Here is a 20,410-nt window from a genome sequence, read left to right as displayed (position 1 = left end):
GTCAATAACCTCACTTATGCTTGAAAAGAAGGTTGTGGTACAAGCTTAAGATCGCTCTCAGTCTTTTCATTGGCTGCTTTTACTTGTTTCTGCTCTAGCACTTGTTGTTCAATGTTAAAAATATTGATAAATAAATCCAGTTTATCTTCAGCATCCGGAAGGCCCGCGAATTCCTTCGCTTGCAGGATTGGATCCTTTAACAACTGATTGATAATGCTCTTCGTATGCTTATTTAACACTTTTCGCTCACGATCTGTTAAGTCAGGCATTTTCCGTTCGATGCTTTCCATCGTTTCAGCTTGGATGGAGAGTGCTTTTTGTCGAAGAGCTGAAATAACCGGGACCACCCCAAGCATATTCAACCACTCTTTAAAGGACACAATTTCGGCTTCAATCATGATTTCAATTTGCTCGGCTGCTTTCTTACGCTCAGCCAGGTTTGCCTGAACGATGCCTTCCAGATCATCGATATCATAAAGGAAAACACTTTCTAATTCTCCGATGGAAGGATCCAGATCACGGGGTACCGCAATATCCACCATGAAAAGAGGTCGACCTTTTCTCATGCTTTCCACATGGGACATCATTTCTTTTGTGATCACGAATTCCTTTGCACCCGTAGAACTGATCATAATGTCCGCTTCCACGAGGGCACATTGAAGTTCCTTCATTGTTTTAGCGTTCCCGCTGAAACGTTCTGCCAAGGTTTGTGCCTTTTCATACGTACGATTAATGACCGTCACTTTAGTCGCTCCGCTGCCATGAAGGTTTTGGATCGCTAGTTCTCCCATTTTACCGGCACCAAGAATAAGAACATGTTTTTTCTCCAGGCTGCCGAATACTTTTTTAGCTAATTCAACGGCTGCATAGCTGACAGACACAGCATTGGAACCGATATCTGTTTCGGAGTGACCCTTTTTGGCTACCGTCACTGCCTGCTTGAACAGATGATTAAATACTGTACCAGTCGCCCCTGATTCCTGTGCATTCAGGAAGCTTGAACGAATTTGCCCGAGGATCTGGGTTTCTCCCAACACCATTGAATTCAAACCGCACGCAACTTTAAAAAGGTGTTCGACTGCTCCTTCTTGTTCATAAATGAACAGATAAGGTGTGAACTCCTCTTTATCTATATCGAACCATTGAGATAAGAAATCTTTAATATAATAACGACCTGTATGAAGCTGATCCACTACTGCATAGACTTCCGTTCTATTACATGTAGAAACAATCACATTTTCCAGAATGCTCTTCTTTTCCTTTAAAGCCTTCATAGCGAAAGGAAGATCAGTTTCATTGAATGATAAACGCTCACGAATCTCAACAGGGGCCGTTTTGTAATTCAAACCAACGACTATTGTATACATGCTATGCACTACACCCCCAACTAAAATCATTATTCTCATTATAACATGTCCTAAAAAGCTCCTGACCCGTAAATGTGAACAGAAATTGAAACCTAAGTATGATACATTTATAAAGGTAAGAAGGCATGCTTCTTCCGGTACTTGCTAAACATTTATTTCATCATATACATTTAAGATTAACAAAGAATGAACATGAAAGCATTTTCAATTCTAAAAAAATCTATTATATTTCGACATCACCTACTAATGTAGGGTACCAAAACAAGCCTAAAGAATCAAGTAATGGAAAGGTTTCTTACCTGGACATCCGGGCTTATTATTAGTAGTATGTATTATTTTCCCTGAAAAAACAGTATTTAAAACATTTAGTATTAAAAGATACGGGAGGAAGAGTATGAAACAACAACAAAGAATTTTCCCAGGTATGATCTTAATCGGCTTTGGGGCATACTTTTACTTACAGCAGGCGAGCATAGTCCTGTTTCAGGAGTTCTTCACGTGGCCTACTTTACTGATGATTGTTGGACTTGCTTTTCTCGGACAGGGATATGGAGGGAGAGATTATGAAGCCATATTACCGGGAACGATTCTCGTTGGATTCGGTCTGCATTTTCATGTTGTCAATAGACTCGAAATCTGGCCTGATCACATGGGGACTTTCATTCTGATCATTGCCTTGGGTTTCCTGCTCAGGTACCAGAAAACGAGAGCAGGACTTTTTCAAAGTGTGCTCTTTTTAACCCTTTCTATCATTCTCTTATTCTATGATAAAGCGGCGGGATGGTTTGGCTTCATTGGAGGTAATGTGGTGGAGACCGCTTGGGAATTCTGGCCGATGATCATCATTGGTATCGGCGTCTACTTATTGTTTATAAAGAAAAAATAATTCTATGTACTCCATAATAAAAGCCCGGAAATCACTCCGGGCTTTTTGTGAATTCTATTATAAAACTGAATCCAGAAATTCTCTTGTCCGCTGCTCTTTTGGAGCGTTGAACAATTCCTGGGGAGGTCCTACTTCCACGATCCTGCCATCGTGCATATACACGACCCAGTCGGCTACCTCGCGGGCAAACCCCATTTCATGGGTCACGACAACCATCGTCATCCCCTCTAAAGCAAGCTCCTTCATGGTTGCCAAGACCTCTCCGACCAATTCAGGGTCAAGTGCTGAGGTAGGTTCATCAAAGAGCATGATTTCAGGCTTCATCGCCAGGGCCCTTGCAATGGCCACACGCTGCTTCTGTCCACCGGATAGCTTGGATGGATAGACATTTTCCTTATCCCCCAGGCCGACTTTCTTTAATAGCTCTTTCGCATCCTTCTTTGCTTCGGCCTTTGAAACCCCTTTGACGTATACCGGTGCTTCCATCACATTTTCCAGGACCGTTTTGTGAGGGAAAAGGTAGAAATGTTGAAATACCATTCCGACTTTTTGACGGATTTTATTTAAATCATGTGTATCCTGGTTGACTTCATCGCCTTCTATGACAACCTTTCCATTGTCTTTCAGTTCCAGGAAGTTTAAGCAGCGAAGCAATGTACTCTTCCCTGATCCACTGGCTCCAATGAGGCAAACCACATCACTTTCCTTTACACTGATATCAATGTCCTTCAGTACGTGTAAATCACCAAAGGATTTATTTAATTTTTCCACTTTAATCATTTCCTGACTCACACTCATCCCTCCCGCATCTTTATTAATCACTAACTGACATCCGTTTTTCTATGATATTGACAATCGTTGAGAATACCAGTACCAGAACCAGGTAATAGATCGCTACAACGAGCAGGTAGGTCATGTAATCGAAGTTGTTGGAACCAAGCGTCGTTGCCACACTGAACAATTCGAACATCCCTATGAATGATGCAAGAGATGAATCCTTTAATGCAATGATGAATTGATTACCAAGTGGTGGCAGGGCTCGTCTGAATGCTTGCGGCAAAATGATCCTTCTCATGGACAATCCAAGAGACATTCCAAGGGACCGTCCCGCTTCCATTTGCCCTTTATCAATGGATTGGATGGCTCCACGGAAAATCTCGGCGATGTAGGCACCATTATGGAAAGCAAGACCCATAACAACAGACCAGAAGCCTGATATATTTAATGAGGTTAATCCGAAGTAGAAAATAAAGATTTGAACAATTAAAGGTGTTCCCCGCACAACGAAAATATATAAATCCGCTAATAGTTCCAATGGCTTGATTCCGGAAATCTTGAGAAACGCGAAAAACAAACCAATCACAATCGCAATAAGGACAGAAACAAAGGTTAATTGGAATGTTAATAACATCCCTTTAAGAAATACATCATATGTACCAGTTAAGGTTTCAAAAAAGTGCATGAACTTCCCTCCAGTCAATTCAATACGTGTAAGCTTCTCCCGGTAACGGACAAAAAGCGAATGCGCATAGAAGCACATTCGCTCTGTGTCATGCTGCCTTTACTCTTCTTCAGGATCTGATGTGATGTCTGTATTGAAATATTTTTCACTGATTTTCTTTAACGTACCGTCTTCTCTTAGAGTTTCAAGAGCTTTATTGATTTCATCCAATAACTTTTCATTTTCTTTACTTACGGCGATGGCTTGCTCACTGCGCCCGATCAGTTCACGGGCTTCAACGTTCAAACCTGCAGCGATCGCTTCTTTACCAGTAATGAAGTCGGTAATAACGGCATCATGTTTACCCTTATTTAATGCTTCTAATGCGACTACATCACTATCATATTGTTGAATATTATCCGTTACTCCCTGGGCAGTCTCTGCGTAAGTAGATCCTTTGGAAACGGCAATCTCCATTCCTTCCAAATCATCCAATGTTTCTACCGAACTGTCCGGACGAACGAAGATCTGCGGGCCAGAATAATAATAAGGAGTTGAGAAGTCTACTTCCTTCAAGCGTTCATCCGTGATCGTATGGCTGGCAACCGCCGCATCAAAACGACCCGATTTCACTCCTTCTACAATTCCTGCAAATTTAAATTTCTTCTGTTCAGGTTCAAGACCCATTTCTTTCGCAACGGCTTCTGCCACTTCAATATCGAAACCTGACATGGTTCCATCATTATTTGTTACACTGAATGGCTTAAATTCACCTGAAGCTGCATAAATGAATTTACCTTCCTCTACTAACTTCGCACCATTTTCTGTTGTGGCTTTGTCGCCACAGGCTGATAGAAGAAGCACAGAAATGACTAACAAGACTAGGCTTTTCCAATTCTTCACTGTCTAGAGTCCCCCTTATGTAGCTTGTAATATTTTTAATCTTTCATAATTTTATCAACAAAAGAGAAAATTCTCAAAATTCAAATATAGCTTCTACAGCTTATAATTATCCATTTTATTGGATGAAGCGGATTCAGCTCGGTTACAGGTACATATGCGTCTCTATCCTTTTATTTCCTTTCATATGCTTTGATGATATAGGTCCATCAGCCTTATACGGAGTTCAGTAGACCCTCTTTTATACTACTTTTAAGCTATATGGGTGCTGTCATTATTTAGTCATAAAAAAGAACCGTCTCCACATATGTGGAAATCGGTTCTTTTTAAAGCTTATTTATAATAAGACTTGATGGCGTCCCAGGCTTTGTCTTTTCCAAGGCCTGTTTCGGAAGAGAACATGATGAGGTCGTCTTCTTTGTCCATATTCAACGTTTCCCTTGTTACTTTCAGGTGTTTCTGCCATTTGCCTTTCGGGATCTTATCCGCTTTGGTGGCGATGACGATGCATGGAAGCTCATGATGCTTAAGGAAATCGTACATCATGACATCATCATTGGTTGGCGCATGGCGCAGGTCCACGATCAGGATGACCGCCCTTAACTGCTCACGGGAAGTGATGTAGGTTTCAATCATCTTTCCCCATGCTTCCCGTTCTGTTTTTGATACTTTGGCAAAACCGTAACCAGGTACGTCCACGTAATAGAGGGTCTCTTCTATTTTATAGAAGTTCAGCGTCTGGGTTTTACCTGGCTTGGATGAAATCCTTGCCATGCTCTTGCGACCGATCATTTTATTGATGAATGAGGATTTCCCCACGTTCGAGCGTCCCGCTAAGGCAAACTCAGGAAGAAAATCGCCAGGATATTGTTCAGGCCTGACTGCACTGATGACTAGCTCAACTTGATTTACTTTCACTTCTTTTCACCTACTAATGCTTTCTCTAAGACTTCATCAATATGGGATACAAGGATGAACGTTAATTCTCCCCTCACACTTTCAGGAATATCATCTATATCCTTTTCATTATCTTTCGGAAGGATAATCGTTTTAATTCCCGCACGATGAGCGCTTAATGTTTTTTCTTTCACTCCCCCGATTGGAAGTACTCTTCCCCTCAGAGTTATTTCACCGGTCATTCCTACTTCACGATTGACGTATTTACCTGTCAGCGCTGATACAAGTGCCGTCGTAATAGTGATGCCTGCTGAAGGACCGTCTTTTGGAACTGCCCCTTCAGGAACGTGGATGTGAATATCATATTTCTCGTGGAAAGACTCGTCGATCCCAAGATCCTTCGCTTTCGAACGTACATAACTAAATGCCGTCTGAGCCGACTCTTTCATGACATCCCCCAATTTACCCGTCAATACAAGCTTTCCTTTACCCGGTGCTAAGGACACCTCGATTTGCAGCGTATCTCCGCCAACCGTAGTGTAAGCAAGACCTGTTGAAACACCGATTTGGTTTTCTATTTCAGCTTGACCATAGCGGAATTTTTTCTTCCCGAGGAACTCTTCAATATTGCTGGACGTAATCACGACGCGCTTCTTGTCACCAGAGACAATGATCTTGGCCGTTTTTCTACAAAGGGCTGCAAGGTGGCGTTCAAGGCTCCTCACCCCTGCTTCCCTTGTATAATAACGAACAATATCGACAATCGCTTCATCCCTGACCTGAAGCTTCGATTTGTTTAAGCCATGATCTTTAATCTGCTTCTCCAATAAATGATGCTTCGCGATATTTAATTTTTCAAGCTCTGTATAACCTGCGATCGTAATGATCTCCATTCTGTCCCGGAGCGGGCCGGGAATGGTCGATAAATCATTCGCCGTTGCGATGAACATGACTTTGGATAAATCATACGTTTCTTCAATATAGTGGTCACTGAAATTCGAATTTTGCTCAGGATCGAGTACTTCGAGCATCGCAGAAGAAGGATCTCCCCTGAAATCACTTGACATTTTGTCGATTTCATCAAGGAGGAAAACAGGGTTGATGGTGCCTGCCTTTTTCATACCCCGGATGATTCTACCGGGCATCGCACCTACATACGTACGCCTGTGACCTCTGATCTCTGACTCATCACGAACGCCTCCGAGGGAAATTCGGACAAAATTTCGACCTAGTGATTCAGCCACAGAACGGGCCAAACTCGTTTTCCCGACACCCGGAGGTCCGGCAAGGCATAGGATAGGTCCTTTAAGGGATTGAGTTAACTGCTGGACAGCCAGGTATTCAAGCACTCTCTCTTTTACCTTTTCAAGACCGTAGTGATCCCGGTTTAAGATTTGTTCAGAACGTTTTATATCTAATTGATCTTCTGTTTCAGTCGACCACGGCAGGGATGCAAGCCATTCGATATAATTACGTATGACAGAGCTTTCAGCGGAACTTGATGGAACTTTTTCATAGCGGGCAAGCTCTTTCAATACAGTTCTTTCAACATCCTCAGGCATATCCGCTTGTTCTATCTTCGCAGTCAAATCTTCAATTTCACCCGTTTTTCCTTCTTTGTCTCCCAGTTCTTTTTGAATGGCTTTCATTTGTTCCCGTAAGTAGTACTCTTTTTGGGTTCTTTCCATGGAACGCTTCACACGCTGGCCGATTTTCTTCTCGAGACTCAGCACCTCTTTTTCATTGTTAATGGTCTCGATCACCATTTGAAGCCGCTTCTTGATATCAAGAGTCTCAAGTACATTTTGCTTTTCTTTCATTTTCAACGGAAGATGGGAGGCAACGATATCCGCAAGTCTTCCCGGCTCTTCAATATCTGAAACAGTGGAATACGTTTCGGCTGAAACTTTTTTTGAAAGTTTTATGTATTGTTCGAAATAATTCAATAACGTCCTCATTAAAGCGTCTGTTTCTGATTCTTTCACATCGGAATCTTTGAATTCCTTTATTTCCACTTCGTAGAAGTCTTTTTGCTCTGTAAATGATTCAATTGATGCCCTGTTTAAACCCTCAACCAGAACTCTGATCGTTCCATTCGGTAATTTGAGCATCTGCTTTACCTTTGTAAGAGTTCCCATTTCGTAAAAATCTTCTTGTGTTGGCTCATCTATATTCATATCTCTTTGAGTGGTTAAGAAAATTAAATGATCATCCATCATGGCTTTTTCTAAAGCTTGTACGGAGCGCTCACGTCCAACATCTAAATGTAAGACCATTGTTGGATACACAAGTAAGCCTCTTAATGGAAGGAGGGGAACCGTTAAATTATTTTGATTTGCCACATATAACACCTCCGAATTTTGCTCTAAGTCTTTGTACAATTCTAACTTATTTACTAGGTAGTGTCTATTAAATAGGTATTTACAACTTTATTCATGCCGTTTAACGCTTATTCCATTTTCTCTTTCATTCAAAAACAAACCGATTCGGATAGACCCGAATCGGTCAACAGTCTATACACTTTTCTTATTTTGTTCTGTTATGAGATCAGTTTGATGTGGTGTTTCCTTCATAAGAGCCAGATCCAATACTTCTTTTAGCTGTTTCACCGGGATCACTTCGATACCCTCGATTTCACTTAACATTGCCTGCTGATTTTCATAAGGGATGATCGCTATAGTGGCACCAGCCAATTTCGCGCCCTTCACTTTAGCCGTCACGCCTCCGACTGGTTTCACGAGACCATGGATGCTGATCTCACCGGTAACAGCAATGGTATGCTTCACTGGAATTCGGTAAATGGCAGAATAGATGCCCAGTGCCATGGCAATCCCTGCTGAAGGTCCGTCTACGGGTACTCCACCAGGAAAGTTCACATGTATATCGTATTGATCGGCAGGGACCCCCATGGAACGAAGCACCGTAATCACGTTTTCAATTGAGCCTTTCGCCATGCTTTTTCTTCGGATTGATTTACTTCGATCTCCGATGCTTTCTTCTTCCACGATTCCCGTCACATTAATCAGCCCTTTATCCGTTGCCGGGATAACGGTTACTTCAATTTCAAGTAGAGAACCAGTATTGGGCCCTGTTACGGCTAACCCATTTACTAATCCAATAGTAGCTTCTTCATTGATTTTTTTCTGATATCGTGGAGAAAGCTGACTGGATTGGATAATCCACTCCAGTTCATGATCAAAGATTTCTTTTCTATTTTCGGTAATGGCTACTCCAGCTGCAATCTGGACCATATTGACCGCTTCACGGCCATTACGGGCGTAAGAGGCAAGCGTTTCAAGACCTTTGTCACTAATCGTCATTTCCACTTTCTCAACGGCTCTGGCAGCTACTTTTTTCACTTCATCATGCTCAAGCTCCCTAAAGAATACCTCCATGCATCTCGAGCGAATAGCTGGTGGAATTTCACTCGGGGTACGAGTGGTCGCACCGATCAAACGGAAATCTGCTGGAAGGCCATTTTTAAAAATATCATGTATGTGGGTAGGAATTTGATGATTTTCTTCATTATAGTAGGCACTTTCAAGAAACACTCTGCGATCTTCTAATACTTTTAATAACTTATTCATTTGGATAGGATGCAATTCTCCTATTTCATCAATGAACAATACCCCGCCATGGGCATTCGTTACAGCCCCTTGCTTCGGCTGGGGAATCCCAGCTTGTCCCATGGCTCCCGCTCCTTGATAGATGGGATCATGCACAGACCCAATCAGCGGATCGGCAATTCCCCGTTCATCGAAACGTGCGGTTGTGGCATCCAGTTCAACAAAAACAGCTGCAGGTTTAAAAGGGGATTTCATATTCTTCTTGGCTTCTTCCAGGACCAATCGGGCAGCTGCGGTTTTCCCGACTCCGGGAGGTCCATAGATGATGACATGCTGAGGATTAGGGCTGCATAACGCAGCTTTCAGTGCTTTAATTCCATCTTCCTGGCCAACAATATCATCAAAGCTTGATGGCCTTACTTTTTCTGCAAGAGGTTCAGTTAATGAAATGGATCTCATCTTTCGTAACTCTTCCATCTCTTTTTTTGACTCTCGATCAATGGAAACTTTTTGCGTTCGCTGATTTTTCAAGAGGTTCCAAAAATACAATCCAATGATTATTCCGAAGAATAACTGGATAAACAAAGCGATGCTAGTAAAGCTCATTCGTCTCCCTCCAAGTAGATACAAGTTGTTATCGGTTAGTATCTCCTTGACCATGTGGGAATAAACAAAAAAATTCTGGTTCTAAAATGAGTAAAAATAAGAAATTCGGGACTATTCCTAAATGCACCTAAGCATGTAATGGTTGATTTCCGCTCCAGGATGCTCGCTTTCCGCGTGGCGGGCGGTGAGCCTCCTCAGCTTCGCTTCCGGGGTCTCACCTGTTCCGCTTTTCCCGCAGGAGTCGAGCACCTTCCGCTTCAATCAACAAAACTAATGTAAAAAGTTCTTTTGTAATTTCCATTAATGATACTTTTCCACCACTCCATCAAATCGCTATCTTTGTTCCTTTCTGTTCAATATATACTCACGCATTTTTGTTTCATTAAAAAAGCCAAGAATGAAGGATCATTCTTGGCTTTACTTAAGCTATTAAGCTGATGTTTTTTCTTCGTTTGGATCGATCATGGTTCCATCTTCGAGCATTAGATGTGGAGCCGCATCTTCAAGGATCGTTTCTTTTGTAATGATACATTTTTTAATATCATCACGAGAAGGAAGATCGAACATCACATCCAACATCATGGTTTCGATGATAGAACGTAATCCACGGGCACCCGTTTTGCGCTCGATTGCTTTTTTAGAGATTTCAAGAAGAGCATCTTCAGTGAACTCAAGCTCTACATCATCTAATTCAAGCATTTTTTGATATTGTTTTACCAACGCATTTTTAGGTTTTGTCAGGATTTCGACCAACGCTTCTTCATCAAGAGGCTCAAGGCTTGAAATCACTGGTAAACGACCGATGAATTCTGGAATTAACCCAAACTTCAATAGATCTTCAGGTACGACTTTAGAAAGAAGGGATTTGTCTTCTTTTACTTCTGCGTTTTTAGGATCAGAACCGAAGCCAATCACCTTTTGACCTAAGCGGCGTTTGATGATTTGCTCGATTCCATCAAAAGCCCCACCACAAATGAATAGTACATTGGACGTATCAATCTGGATGAATTCCTGATGTGGATGCTTACGCCCCCCTTGAGGCGGAACGCTTGCTACTGTACCTTCAAGAATTTTCAGAAGTGCCTGTTGAACACCTTCACCTGAAACGTCTCTAGTGATGGATGGATTTTCAGATTTTCGCGCTACTTTATCGATTTCATCGATGTAGATGATGCCTTTTTCAGCTTTTTCTACATCGTAATCGGCTGCCTGGATTAATTTCAATAGAATATTCTCCACGTCTTCCCCAACGTAACCGGCTTCTGTTAAAGAAGTGGCATCGGCAATCGCGAAAGGTACGTTCAGAATACGTGCAAGTGTTTGTGCAAGTAAGGTTTTACCGCTACCTGTCGGACCGATCATCGCAATATTACTCTTAGACAGTTCAACGTCATCGACTTTGCTGCTTGAGTTGATACGCTTGTAATGGTTGTAAACGGCTACAGCCAGAGATTTCTTGGCTTGATCTTGACCAATTACGTACTCGTCCAGGATTTCCCGGATTTCACGAGGTTTAGGTACGTCTTTGAATTCTACTTCTTCTTCTGTACCTAGCTCTTCTTCTACGATTTCAGTACAAAGTTCGATACACTCATCGCAGATATACACACCTGGTCCAGCGACTAGTTTACGAACTTGGTCTTGTGTTTTTCCGCAAAAAGAACATTTTAGTTGTCCTTTTTCATCATTAAATTTAAACAATGATTTTCACCCCTTCGTTAAAACTTCATAAAATCGTGCTCTGTTTCATCAAACGAACGATTCCTTACATCCCTATTACCTAAAGTTATGTACTGCATTTTATCATATTATATGTTCGTAAAGAAATTGATACGATTCTTAAGAATCATCTTATTATGTAACACGCATTTTAGCAAATATTTTACATTGCTAGTTAGTATCTTGTCCAATTGAAGTCAGGTAATGTAAGAAATCCAATTATGTATGTTCCTGGTGAAAAGTAATGCAACCCCGTTAAATAAGCTTTTTCCAAAAATAGTGGTTCTTATTCTTGTTTGATGGATAAAGTTTCTTATTAGATAGAGTATAGTATTTTGGCTCATTTTGCCACAGAAACAAAAAACGCCTGGAGCAAACTCGTTTGCTCATACACATAAGTTCGAAGTAAAGCTTAGTGTAGTCGAGATTTTGGCTCTTTTATGCCACCATCCTCAAAAGCGATAGAGCAAACGAGTTTGCTCTTTCGCTTTTGAGGATGGTGGCTACTTTTCAGCAAAGCTGAAAAGCGTGTGAAACATTCGTTTCACACGAATGAGTCAAAATCTAGCAGGATCTTCATTTCATTGTACAAAACAAGGCACGAAGAAATCGCGCCTTGTTAGCTATTTTTATTATGCTACAGTTTTGCTGTTTTCAACAAGGAATTCTAATGCTTTACGTACTTTCAGGTCAGCTTTAAGTGTGTCAAGGCCGCCTAGAGCTTGTTTGATGTTGTCAGCAGACATGTTGTATTGTTCAGCCATTTTGTTTACTTCTTCTTCTGCTTCTTCTTCAGTTACTTCAAGGTTTTCAGCTGCCGCGATTGCTTCCAGTGTAAGGTTTGTGCGAACGCGTTTACCAGCATCTTCTTTCATTTGACCGCGAAGATCTTCTTCTGTTTGACCAGAGAATTGGAAGTATAGGTCAAGGTTCATACCTTGCATTTGTAGACGTTGACCGAATTCTTGCATCATGCGGTCTACTTCAGCTGTAACCATTACTTCTGGGATTTCTACTTCAGCATTTTCAGAAGCCTTATTTACAAGAGTTTCACGAACAGCTGTTTCAGCTTCGTTCTTTTTGGACTCTTGAAGACGTTTTTCGATTTTTTCTTTAAGTTCAGCAAGTGTTTCAACTTCTTCGTCTGCGTCTTTAGCGAACTCATCGTCTAATGCAGGAAGTTCTTTCGCTTTGATTTCGTGAACTTTCACTTTGAATGTAGCAGGTTTTCCAGCAAGTTCAGCTGCATGATACTCTTCTGGGAAAGAAACTTCTACTTCTTTCTCTTCTCCAGCCGTTACACCAACTAATTGCTCTTCGAAACCTGGGATGAACTGACCAGAACCTAATTCAAGTGAATAATTCTCAGCTTGACCGCCTTCGAATGCTTCACCGTCAACGAATCCTTCGAAATCCATTGTTACTGTGTCGCCTTCTTCAGCTTTTCCTTCTTCTTTAACAGCAAGCTCAGCTTGTTTTTCTTGAAGTGAAGTAAGTTCAGCTTCTACATCTTCTGCTGTTACTTCTGTTTCCATTTTCTCTACTTCAAGACCTTTGTATTCGCCAAGTTTCACTTCTGGTTTCACTTGTACTTTAGCAGTGAAGATTAGATCTTTGCCTTTTTCCATTTGCTCAACATCGATTTCCGGACGGTCGATTGGATCGATTCCAGTTTCTTCGATTGCTTTCGCATATGCTTCAGGTAAGATGAAATCTAATGCATCTTGATAAAGTGATTCTACTCCAAAGCGTTTTTCGAACATACCGCGAGGCATTTTCCCTTTACGGAATCCTGGTACGTTCACCTGTTTTACAACTTTTTTGAACGCTGCGTCTAAACCTTCGTTTACTTTAGCAGCTTCTACTTCAATTGTAAGAACTCCTTGGTTTCCTTCTTGCTTTTCCCATTTTGCAGACATACTGTTCCCTCCAACAATCTATAATTGATCTTGAATTTTTTACGCATAGTAGTAGATAGTCCTGTATGAATCTAGCACTATCATCGTAAATATATGAAAAACTTTTACATTACAACCATTACATTATAACATACAGCCACTGTCTTTCAACAGACAGCATTTAAATATTAGGAGAGGAAATTTCCTCTAGTTCCCTAAGTCTTGAAAGAATCCCCTGAGATTGCGTGTTTTCAACCTGGTCTTTTAACTCCTTTTCAAGGATCGCATCTGCAAACATCCCCGCTGTGTAGTAGGCATACACCGAAGCGATTTCTTTCGGTTCCTCCTCAAATGTAAAAGGATAGAGAAGAAAGGCATGCCGTTTCAGTAATTCATGCGCGTGCTGAAATAGCGTAGGATTCGTCTGCGCCAAAAGATCATCCAGGGAATCTGTGACCTTGGTGAAGAAATCAGAATCGAACACATCTTCCAATTCAGCTGGTGAAACCCTATCTTCCATTCCAAGCTTAGTAATATCCACTTCTTTATCCACTCCATGCTCTCTAAAAACATTTAAAATCATCGTTTGCAGAAATGGATGGGATTCTGAATCCTTTAAGACAGATTGCAGCTCTCCCATAAAGGGCTTTATGTTACGGTGAACCAGTTGAGCTACCAGTAAGGTTTGCTCCTCTAAACTCTTCCCGTTCAATATGGATGATTGATCTTCTTTAGGGGTCTCTTCATCTGGAATCACTGCTTTACCATTCAATACTTTCTCACTAAAGTGCAGAAGCTTTTTGAAATGTTCTTCCTTTTCAAAAGGCACTTCTTTTTCATCAAACAGGGCGTGGATCGTATCCACTACTTCCCTGTGCTGATGAAGCTGGATGAGTATCATCAAATACATATCAACGACTTCAAAATAGTCGCCGATTCCTTCAAGAAGCATCTCTTTACATATGTATCTCGCTATGTCGTACTGCTTGCTTTCATAAAGAGAAAGCACGAGTGCCGTATTAATATCGGGATTATCAGGTTCTAATTCATGGGCTTGTGTGAGCAACTGGGAGGATTCATGAACCTCTCCTTTTTCCAGTGCCTGCACGCCCTTTTCCAACAGCCGATCCTTCAATCCCGGGAACTGGACAATCTTTCCTTTTCCTTCTTGGTTTCCCTTAGTCATAAATCGTACCTACCTATACTGTTAGTTTGTATTAGTTTAGCACGATATCTTTTAGATAACAAAAAAAGCTTACCCAATGCAGGCAAGCTTTGTATATGTAGGATTTATGGCGTCCCAGGAGAGATTCGAACTCCCGACCGACGGCTTAGAAGGCCGTTGCTCTATCCTGCTGAGCTACTGGGACGTGATTTGTTTTTCAAGGACAATATTTATTATATTCACATAGCATCAATAAGTCAACAGATTTTCAAAAAAAGTTTTATTTTATTTTCAGCTGTCATTTTTTCATGAAATATCTATATGAAAAGAACCTGCCGTAGCAGGTTCTCACGATGATTTTACAGTTGAAATGTTTGAGTCAATTCGTCCAATGCCACATGATCATGAGTCAGGAATGTTACCTTTATCTCTTGATCCTGAGCCTCTACCAAGGCATAGGTGCGCTCCATTCTTCCCCGCGGTAAAAGAATGCTGCCCGGATTTAAAAACAAAATGCCATTATTCAATTCTGCGCCTAACGTATGGGAGTGTCCAAAGAAAACAAAATGGGCGCCTGCTTCTTCTGCTTTATAACGAAGCTTCATTAGTGACATTTTAATTCCATACAGATGACCGTGAGTCACCATGATTGAATTGCCCTCAACCTTTTCAATAAGGTCGTCGGGTAGCCTGGCATCCATATCACAGTTCCCCCTCACTACAAGGTAGGGAGATAATGCCGGGTCATCTGCACTTAATTCAGAATCTCCGCAGTGTACCATGGCATCTACGGTAGAATGATATTTCTCCGATAGCTCCAATAGCTCTTCTTTTGAACCGTGGCTATCACTTACAACCAATAGTTTCATTCAGCTCACCCTTTAAATAAAGTCTGAGATTATGTTCTTAAGTTTTTTCAATGCATTTCCACGATGGCTGATTTGACTTTTCTCTTCTTGTGTTAGTTCAGCCATGGATTTTCCAAGAGTAGGAACGTAGAAAATCGGATCGTACCCAAACCCATTCGTTCCTCTTTTTTCTTGTAAAATCGTGCCTTCGCATGTTCCCGTAACGGTTCTGGTTTCCCTATTCGGTCCGGCAATCGCTAAAACACAGTGAAAACGTGCGGTACGGTCGGATTCTTCAACAGATTCCAGTTCGCTTAATACCTTCTCCATGTTCGCCTCATCACTCTTTTCTTCACCGGCATAGCGGGCAGAATACACTCCCGGACGGCCTTCCAAGGCATCGATGGCCAAACCGGAATCATCTGCGATCACCAGTTCACCTAATATTTCCGCAACCGTTTCAGCTTTCAGAATGGCATTTTCCTCAAACGTTTCACCGGTTTCTTCAACATCCTCAATATGAGGAAGGTCTAGTAATGTTTGTACCTCATATCCGTGTGGAGCAAACATATGTTGAAATTCTTTTGCTTTTCCCCTGTTTTTAGTGGCTATGATCACTCGTTTTGTCATCTACAATCTCATCCCTTTATTGAAATCTTTTTACTATTTCTCCTAATGATTGCTGCTGAATTTGGAATAGCTCGTGGATTCCTTCTTGTCCGAGTTTTAACAGTTGATGCAATTGATCCATCGTAAAGGTTGCTTCTTCCCCTGTTCCCTGCAGCTCTACAAATTCGCCTTCACCCGTCATGATGATGTTCATGTCCACTAATGCGCTGCTATCTTCAATATAATTCAAGTCAAGAACCGCTCCATGCACTTCAACAATCCCCACACTTGTGGCTGCTAAGAAACTTTTCAGCGGAAAGGAAGAGATTTTTTTACTGTCTTGAAGCTTAGCCACTGCGATTGCCGTGGCAACGAAAGCTCCCGTGATCGAAGCCGTTCTTGTCCCGCCGTCTGCTTGAATGACATCACAATCAATCCAGATTGTCCGTTCTCCCAATGCATCCAAATCGACTACAGATCTTAATGCCCTTCCAATAAGACGTTGAATTTCCATTGTTCTTCCTGAAACCTTCCCTTTAGAAGATTCACGGATGTTTCTTGTTTCAGTTGCTCTTGGCAGCATGGAATATTCAGCCGTGATCCACCCTTTTCCACTATTTCTCATAAAAGGAGGCACACGTTCTTCGATACTGGCATTACAAATGACCTTCGTCTCTCCAACCGTTATTAAGACTGAGCCTTCCGGATGCTTAACATAATCCGTCTCGATCTCAATATTACGCAATTGATTCTTTTCTCTACCATCTGTTCTCATATCATTACCTCCTGTATTTTCGTGCGTTATGTAAAAATGGTCTAATCAAAAATAGAAGAGGCGGCATTCTGCCAACCTCTTTTCGGGTGCTTCTATCATAGTATATCAAAAAATTGTTATTTAAAAACTAATTGCATTCACATTTTCTGGTCTTGTCACTGGTTCTGTGATGGTTTCGCCGTCTTTAGACACTACCGTTGCTTCCCCATTCACTAGTACAGAGACTCCTTTAATTCCTTTTTGCTCTGTTAAAGAGAGAACCAGAGAATTCAGCATATGTTCAGAAACCATTTTTTCTTCAAGGCTTCCATAAACTGCTTCGTTAAAATTCAATGTAACGGTTCCATCTTCAAGTTTCGGATCATCTAATAGTTTTGCACCTGTAAAATCACTTGCAAGTGAAGATGAATATCCTGGTCCGTCTATTAATTCATTCACAACTGCCGTGACTTCATCCACTGAATTTGAGCTCACGCGCTTGGTAACAGGTACGTAATACGTTTTATCGTCACTTTGGGACACATAATAAACCGTCAGTGGTTTTGTACTGGTAGGATCCACAACACCAGAAGTATCCACGTTGATTCCTACTTTTCTCGTTAATCCTTTTTCATCGATCGGTGTTCCGTTAACAGGCATTTCAGTCAGTGGATAACCGTTCACCCGAAGCTCTACTTTTTCAACAGAATCAAATTGAGTAAGCGTCCACGTGACCGACTGAAGAATTCTCTGCTCATCTTCAGGCTGGTAGTTATTGAACTCCGGAGAGAAATCGGCAATGGCCGTTCCGTCTTTAATATCGACCGTCACCTGCGTATCTGCCGGAAGTACGGCTCTAAACCCATTCGGCAGCACATTTTCAACCGGTCCATTTTTGACCAGATACTCAAGAGCTTGCTTAGCTACACTTTCTTCACCTGGAAGTGGGAGTGATTGTGATACAACATATCCATTTTTATCGATTAAATAAAGTTCTGTCATGACCGTTTCAGCCTTTGCTTCTTCCTTGCTCACTTCTTTCTCCCCGTCTTCTCCTTTAGCCGTATCCACTTTCTCCCCTTCTTTTAAGTAGGATAGATCTTGAGGAGGATCGATCTTTTCTTTATCATCACCGAAACTGAGTAATCCACAACCTGAAAGATATACAGAAGAAGCTAAAACCGTTACAGCAATTGACACCTTCGCTTTTTTCGCCATTGGGAAACCTCCTAAAAGACAGTTTGTACTAACATATATACGAGCCTGTTCTATAAAATAGACCGAAACTTTTTGAAAATAAAAAAACCATCCGATCACAAGATCCTACTCTTGTAATCGAATGGTTTCTGCTTTCACTTCCCCGACTGACAGCCAATCGGAGGCAATGCTTGAAAAGATGGCCGATGACCCTGTAGTGAAAAAGCGATGCTGTGGGTGCTGGACTCCTTTGTATAGGAGATTGTAATAATCAAGAATCGTACTCACTTCCCGTGCCGTTTCATCTCCGGAGCTTATCACACTGATCTCCGGACCCATATAGGCTTTAATCTTAGGCTGTAAGAGCGGATAGTGGGTGCACCCTAATATCAACGTATCAATATCCGAATCTTTGATAGGGTGAAGAGTCTCTTCTACTATGTCTGCCGCCATGGAGCTATTGTATTCCCCACTTTCTACTAAGGGGACAAATTTCGGACAGGCGAGTGACGTGACATCCAAGCTGCCGTGCAGGGAGTGAAGAGCTTCTACATAAGCGCCGCTATTAATTGTCCCCACTGTTCCTAATACTCCGATTCTCTTATTATGAGTGTGCTTGATAGCCGCTCTCGCTCCAGGATGGATGACGCCTATTACCGGGATGTCCAAATGGGTTTGAATTTCATCCAACACAACCGCAGTGGCCGTATTGCATGCAATAATCAACATTTTCATATCAAATTGCATGAGATATTGGGTCATTTCCCATGTGAATATTTTCACTTCTTGAGCTGTTCTGGGTCCGTAGGGACAACGGGCTGTGTCACCGAGATAATAGATGGTTTCTTTAGGTAACTGCCGCATCACTTCTTTAGCGACGGTTAGCCCCCCTACCCCTGAATCAATGATGCCAATTGGTTGAATCACATTATTCCCTCATTCTTGTTTCATTTCTTGATGAAGTTTCGCTAAATTATCTTTTAATAATAGCACTTCTTGTTCAGAGAAATCCGTTAAGACACTCTGTAAATAATTTTGCCTTTTATTGATAACTTCTTCAATAATTCTTTCGCCCTCTTTTAACATATGAATCCGAACGACTCGACGATCATTTTCATCCTTCACGCGTTCCACTAACTGATTCTTCTCCATTCTATCAACTAGATCCGTCGTGGTACTGCATGCAAGATACATTTTATTCGAAAGATCACCAATGGTCATATCTCCATATTCAAATAACCACTGCAGCGCTATGAACTGCGGCGGGGTGATGGTGTACTGACTTAAGATTTCTCTTCCCTTTTGCTTGATGATGGAGGATATGTATCGCAGGTCTTTCTCAATATCTGCAACAACTTGTAAATCTCCAATGATTTCTTTAGAATTCGTCATGATTACTCTCCTTTTAAATCAGAAACTGGACATAATTCCTTATTGAAAACGGGAATCGGTCATGTAGACCTTCCTGTTTTAGCTTCTATTATATTATGGGACCTAAGTGACCTTTCATTCAGCCTAGACTCCCCTTATTAGCATTTTCGCCTTTTTCGGCTGAAAATTCAAGACAAGTTCACGAATGGACCTGAACTAAAAGAGACTGACTCTCATTCAAACATTAAAAGGTATCCGCGGAAGACCCGTTAATTGTTTGCCATTAGAATCAGTCCCTTACATTTAAAGCTTGAGTTCCCCCATGCGAAGAAGCTCTACAACAGCTTGAGATCGCCCCTTCACTCCAAGCTTTTGCATGGCGTTGGAAATATGATTTCGAACTGTTTTCTCGCTAATAAATAGATCACTAGCAATTTCTTTAGTTGTTTTGTCTTGAACCAACAGTTCGAATACTTCTTTTTCTCTTTTGGTGAGCAACGGTTTGTGTGTAAAATCATTGTCCTTCAATTATGGTAACCCTCCTTGCCTTCGCCAGCTTTAAACCGCGGGGATGGGTATTGTCGGTCGTCAGAATATCATATGTGAAGGGAGGGTTTAGAGTGACATAGAGGAGGAAGTTAAATGAAAAATAGGCAACGGATTATTTCACACACTCCGAAGGGCTAAGAAACCGCCTTTTGCAGTCAAGCTTTGCCTTCATTTCTTCCGTCCAGGGGACACCTTTTCCAGTCTGTTTCGATATTTGGACCATGGTTCCTCTACCTGTAAAGCAAACCTCTTCTTTTTCATTCAGACCCATATAGTGTAAATCTACAGAGGAATTACCCACACTATTTGCCTTCACACATACCTTCAGCTGTTCGTCGAAGAATACTTGTTTAACAAAATCACATTGTAAATCTGCGACGACAGGAATCGTCTCATGATCAGGTTTTACCCAATTTTGCATAAACCCTTTGTGTTTAAAAAACTCGATTCTAGCTTCTTCGAAATAAGTGAATGGAATCGTATTGTTCATATGTCCAAACATATCAGTTTCGGAAAACCGAACCTTTATATGGATTGAAAATGAAAACTCTTTTTGCCATGTTTCTATATCTTCAATGTATGTAAAATGGTTCAAATTGGCTCCTCCTTTTGGGAAATGAATATGGAACAAGAAAAT

The 20,410-nt window shown here is 41.4% G+C and carries 19 protein-coding genes and 1 tRNA gene; 1 reads left to right on the top strand and 19 read right to left on the bottom strand.

Annotated elements, in window-relative coordinates; translation table 11 throughout:
- Positions 1 to 14 precede the first annotated feature (14 nt).
- Entirely contained in the window at positions 15 to 1,367 is a 1,353-nt protein-coding gene (gene hemA / locus ACFQWC_RS01170) for a glutamyl-tRNA reductase (protein ID WP_299739650.1), read from the bottom strand.
- Positions 1,368 to 1,761: 394 nt separating this feature from the next.
- Between hemA and ACFQWC_RS01165 the strand changes: the two genes are divergently transcribed.
- The gene (locus tag ACFQWC_RS01165) at positions 1,762 to 2,253 is read left to right on the top strand and encodes a LiaI-LiaF-like domain-containing protein (protein ID WP_377105696.1); all 492 of its coding nucleotides are present in this window, start codon (positions 1,762 to 1,764) and stop codon (positions 2,251 to 2,253) included.
- A 57-nt stretch (positions 2,254 to 2,310) separates the two neighbouring features.
- Here the strand turns inward: ACFQWC_RS01165 and ACFQWC_RS01160 are convergent, their stop codons facing one another.
- The 18 genes from ACFQWC_RS01160 to ACFQWC_RS01075 form a co-directional block, all read right to left on the bottom strand.
- On the bottom strand, positions 2,311 to 3,051 hold the full coding sequence (locus ACFQWC_RS01160; protein ID WP_044339672.1) for an amino acid ABC transporter ATP-binding protein: 741 nt from the start codon (positions 3,049 to 3,051) through the stop codon (positions 2,311 to 2,313).
- Positions 3,052 to 3,067: 16 nt separating this feature from the next.
- Positions 3,068 to 3,715, bottom strand: a complete 648-nt coding sequence (locus ACFQWC_RS01155) for an amino acid ABC transporter permease (protein ID WP_044339486.1) — start codon at positions 3,713 to 3,715, stop codon at positions 3,068 to 3,070.
- A gap of 99 nt (positions 3,716 to 3,814) precedes the next feature.
- On the bottom strand, positions 3,815 to 4,597 hold the full coding sequence (locus ACFQWC_RS01150; protein WP_299738819.1) for a transporter substrate-binding domain-containing protein: 783 nt from the start codon (positions 4,595 to 4,597) through the stop codon (positions 3,815 to 3,817).
- Between the two features lie 330 nt (positions 4,598 to 4,927).
- The gene (gene yihA / locus ACFQWC_RS01145) at positions 4,928 to 5,512 is read right to left on the bottom strand and encodes a ribosome biogenesis GTP-binding protein YihA/YsxC (RefSeq protein ID WP_299738821.1); all 585 of its coding nucleotides are present in this window, start codon (positions 5,510 to 5,512) and stop codon (positions 4,928 to 4,930) included.
- Positions 5,509 to 7,833 carry an endopeptidase La gene (gene lon, locus ACFQWC_RS01140; protein ID WP_299738823.1) on the bottom strand — a complete coding sequence of 775 codons (2,325 nt, stop codon included), beginning with the start codon at positions 7,831 to 7,833 and terminating at the stop codon, positions 5,509 to 5,511. The genes yihA and lon overlap by 4 nt, the downstream gene beginning before the upstream one ends.
- Positions 7,834 to 8,004: 171 nt before the next feature.
- Positions 8,005 to 9,663, bottom strand: coding sequence for an ATP-dependent protease LonB (gene lonB, locus ACFQWC_RS01135; protein ID WP_377105693.1), 1,659 nt, complete (start codon positions 9,661 to 9,663; stop codon positions 8,005 to 8,007).
- Positions 9,664 to 10,092: 429 nt separating this feature from the next.
- Positions 10,093 to 11,364, bottom strand: coding sequence for an ATP-dependent protease ATP-binding subunit ClpX (gene clpX, locus ACFQWC_RS01130; protein ID WP_113969530.1), 1,272 nt, complete (start codon positions 11,362 to 11,364; stop codon positions 10,093 to 10,095).
- Between the two features lie 650 nt (positions 11,365 to 12,014).
- Positions 12,015 to 13,301: a trigger factor gene (gene tig / locus ACFQWC_RS01125; protein ID WP_377105690.1), complete on the bottom strand. Its 1,287-nt coding sequence runs from the start codon at positions 13,299 to 13,301 to the stop codon at positions 12,015 to 12,017.
- A 160-nt stretch (positions 13,302 to 13,461) separates the two neighbouring features.
- Positions 13,462 to 14,466, bottom strand: coding sequence for a tetratricopeptide repeat protein (locus ACFQWC_RS01120; RefSeq protein WP_377105688.1), 1,005 nt, complete (start codon positions 14,464 to 14,466; stop codon positions 13,462 to 13,464).
- Between the two features lie 107 nt (positions 14,467 to 14,573).
- Positions 14,574 to 14,650 (bottom strand) — tRNA-Arg (locus tag ACFQWC_RS01115).
- Between the two features lie 154 nt (positions 14,651 to 14,804).
- Entirely contained in the window at positions 14,805 to 15,314 is a 510-nt protein-coding gene (locus ACFQWC_RS01110; RefSeq protein WP_299738833.1) for a metallophosphoesterase, read from the bottom strand.
- A 12-nt stretch (positions 15,315 to 15,326) separates the two neighbouring features.
- Positions 15,327 to 15,923: an XTP/dITP diphosphatase gene (locus ACFQWC_RS01105; protein ID WP_377105686.1), complete on the bottom strand. Its 597-nt coding sequence runs from the start codon at positions 15,921 to 15,923 to the stop codon at positions 15,327 to 15,329.
- A gap of 16 nt (positions 15,924 to 15,939) precedes the next feature.
- Positions 15,940 to 16,677, bottom strand: coding sequence for a ribonuclease PH (gene rph, locus ACFQWC_RS01100; protein WP_299738837.1), 738 nt, complete (start codon positions 16,675 to 16,677; stop codon positions 15,940 to 15,942).
- A gap of 120 nt (positions 16,678 to 16,797) precedes the next feature.
- Complete coding sequence (locus ACFQWC_RS01095) at positions 16,798 to 17,874, bottom strand: GerMN domain-containing protein (protein ID WP_299738839.1); 1,077 nt, start codon at positions 17,872 to 17,874, stop codon at positions 16,798 to 16,800.
- A gap of 105 nt (positions 17,875 to 17,979) precedes the next feature.
- The gene (gene racE / locus ACFQWC_RS01090; protein ID WP_299738841.1) at positions 17,980 to 18,780 is read right to left on the bottom strand and encodes a glutamate racemase; all 801 of its coding nucleotides are present in this window, start codon (positions 18,778 to 18,780) and stop codon (positions 17,980 to 17,982) included.
- Between the two features lie 9 nt (positions 18,781 to 18,789).
- Positions 18,790 to 19,245 carry a MarR family winged helix-turn-helix transcriptional regulator gene (locus ACFQWC_RS01085; RefSeq protein WP_299738843.1) on the bottom strand — a complete coding sequence of 152 codons (456 nt, stop codon included), beginning with the start codon at positions 19,243 to 19,245 and terminating at the stop codon, positions 18,790 to 18,792.
- 282 nt (positions 19,246 to 19,527) lie between these two features.
- Positions 19,528 to 19,752: a helix-turn-helix domain-containing protein gene (locus tag ACFQWC_RS01080; protein ID WP_032087424.1), complete on the bottom strand. Its 225-nt coding sequence runs from the start codon at positions 19,750 to 19,752 to the stop codon at positions 19,528 to 19,530.
- Positions 19,753 to 19,885: 133 nt separating this feature from the next.
- Complete coding sequence (locus tag ACFQWC_RS01075) at positions 19,886 to 20,368, bottom strand: acyl-CoA thioesterase (protein ID WP_299738853.1); 483 nt, start codon at positions 20,366 to 20,368, stop codon at positions 19,886 to 19,888.
- Positions 20,369 to 20,410 lie beyond the last annotated feature (42 nt).

Source organism: Rossellomorea sp. GCM10028870, from assembly GCF_042666755.1.
GTDB lineage: Bacteria > Bacillota > Bacilli > Bacillales > Bacillaceae_B > Rossellomorea.
This window is presented reverse-complemented; position numbering and strand designations above follow the sequence as displayed.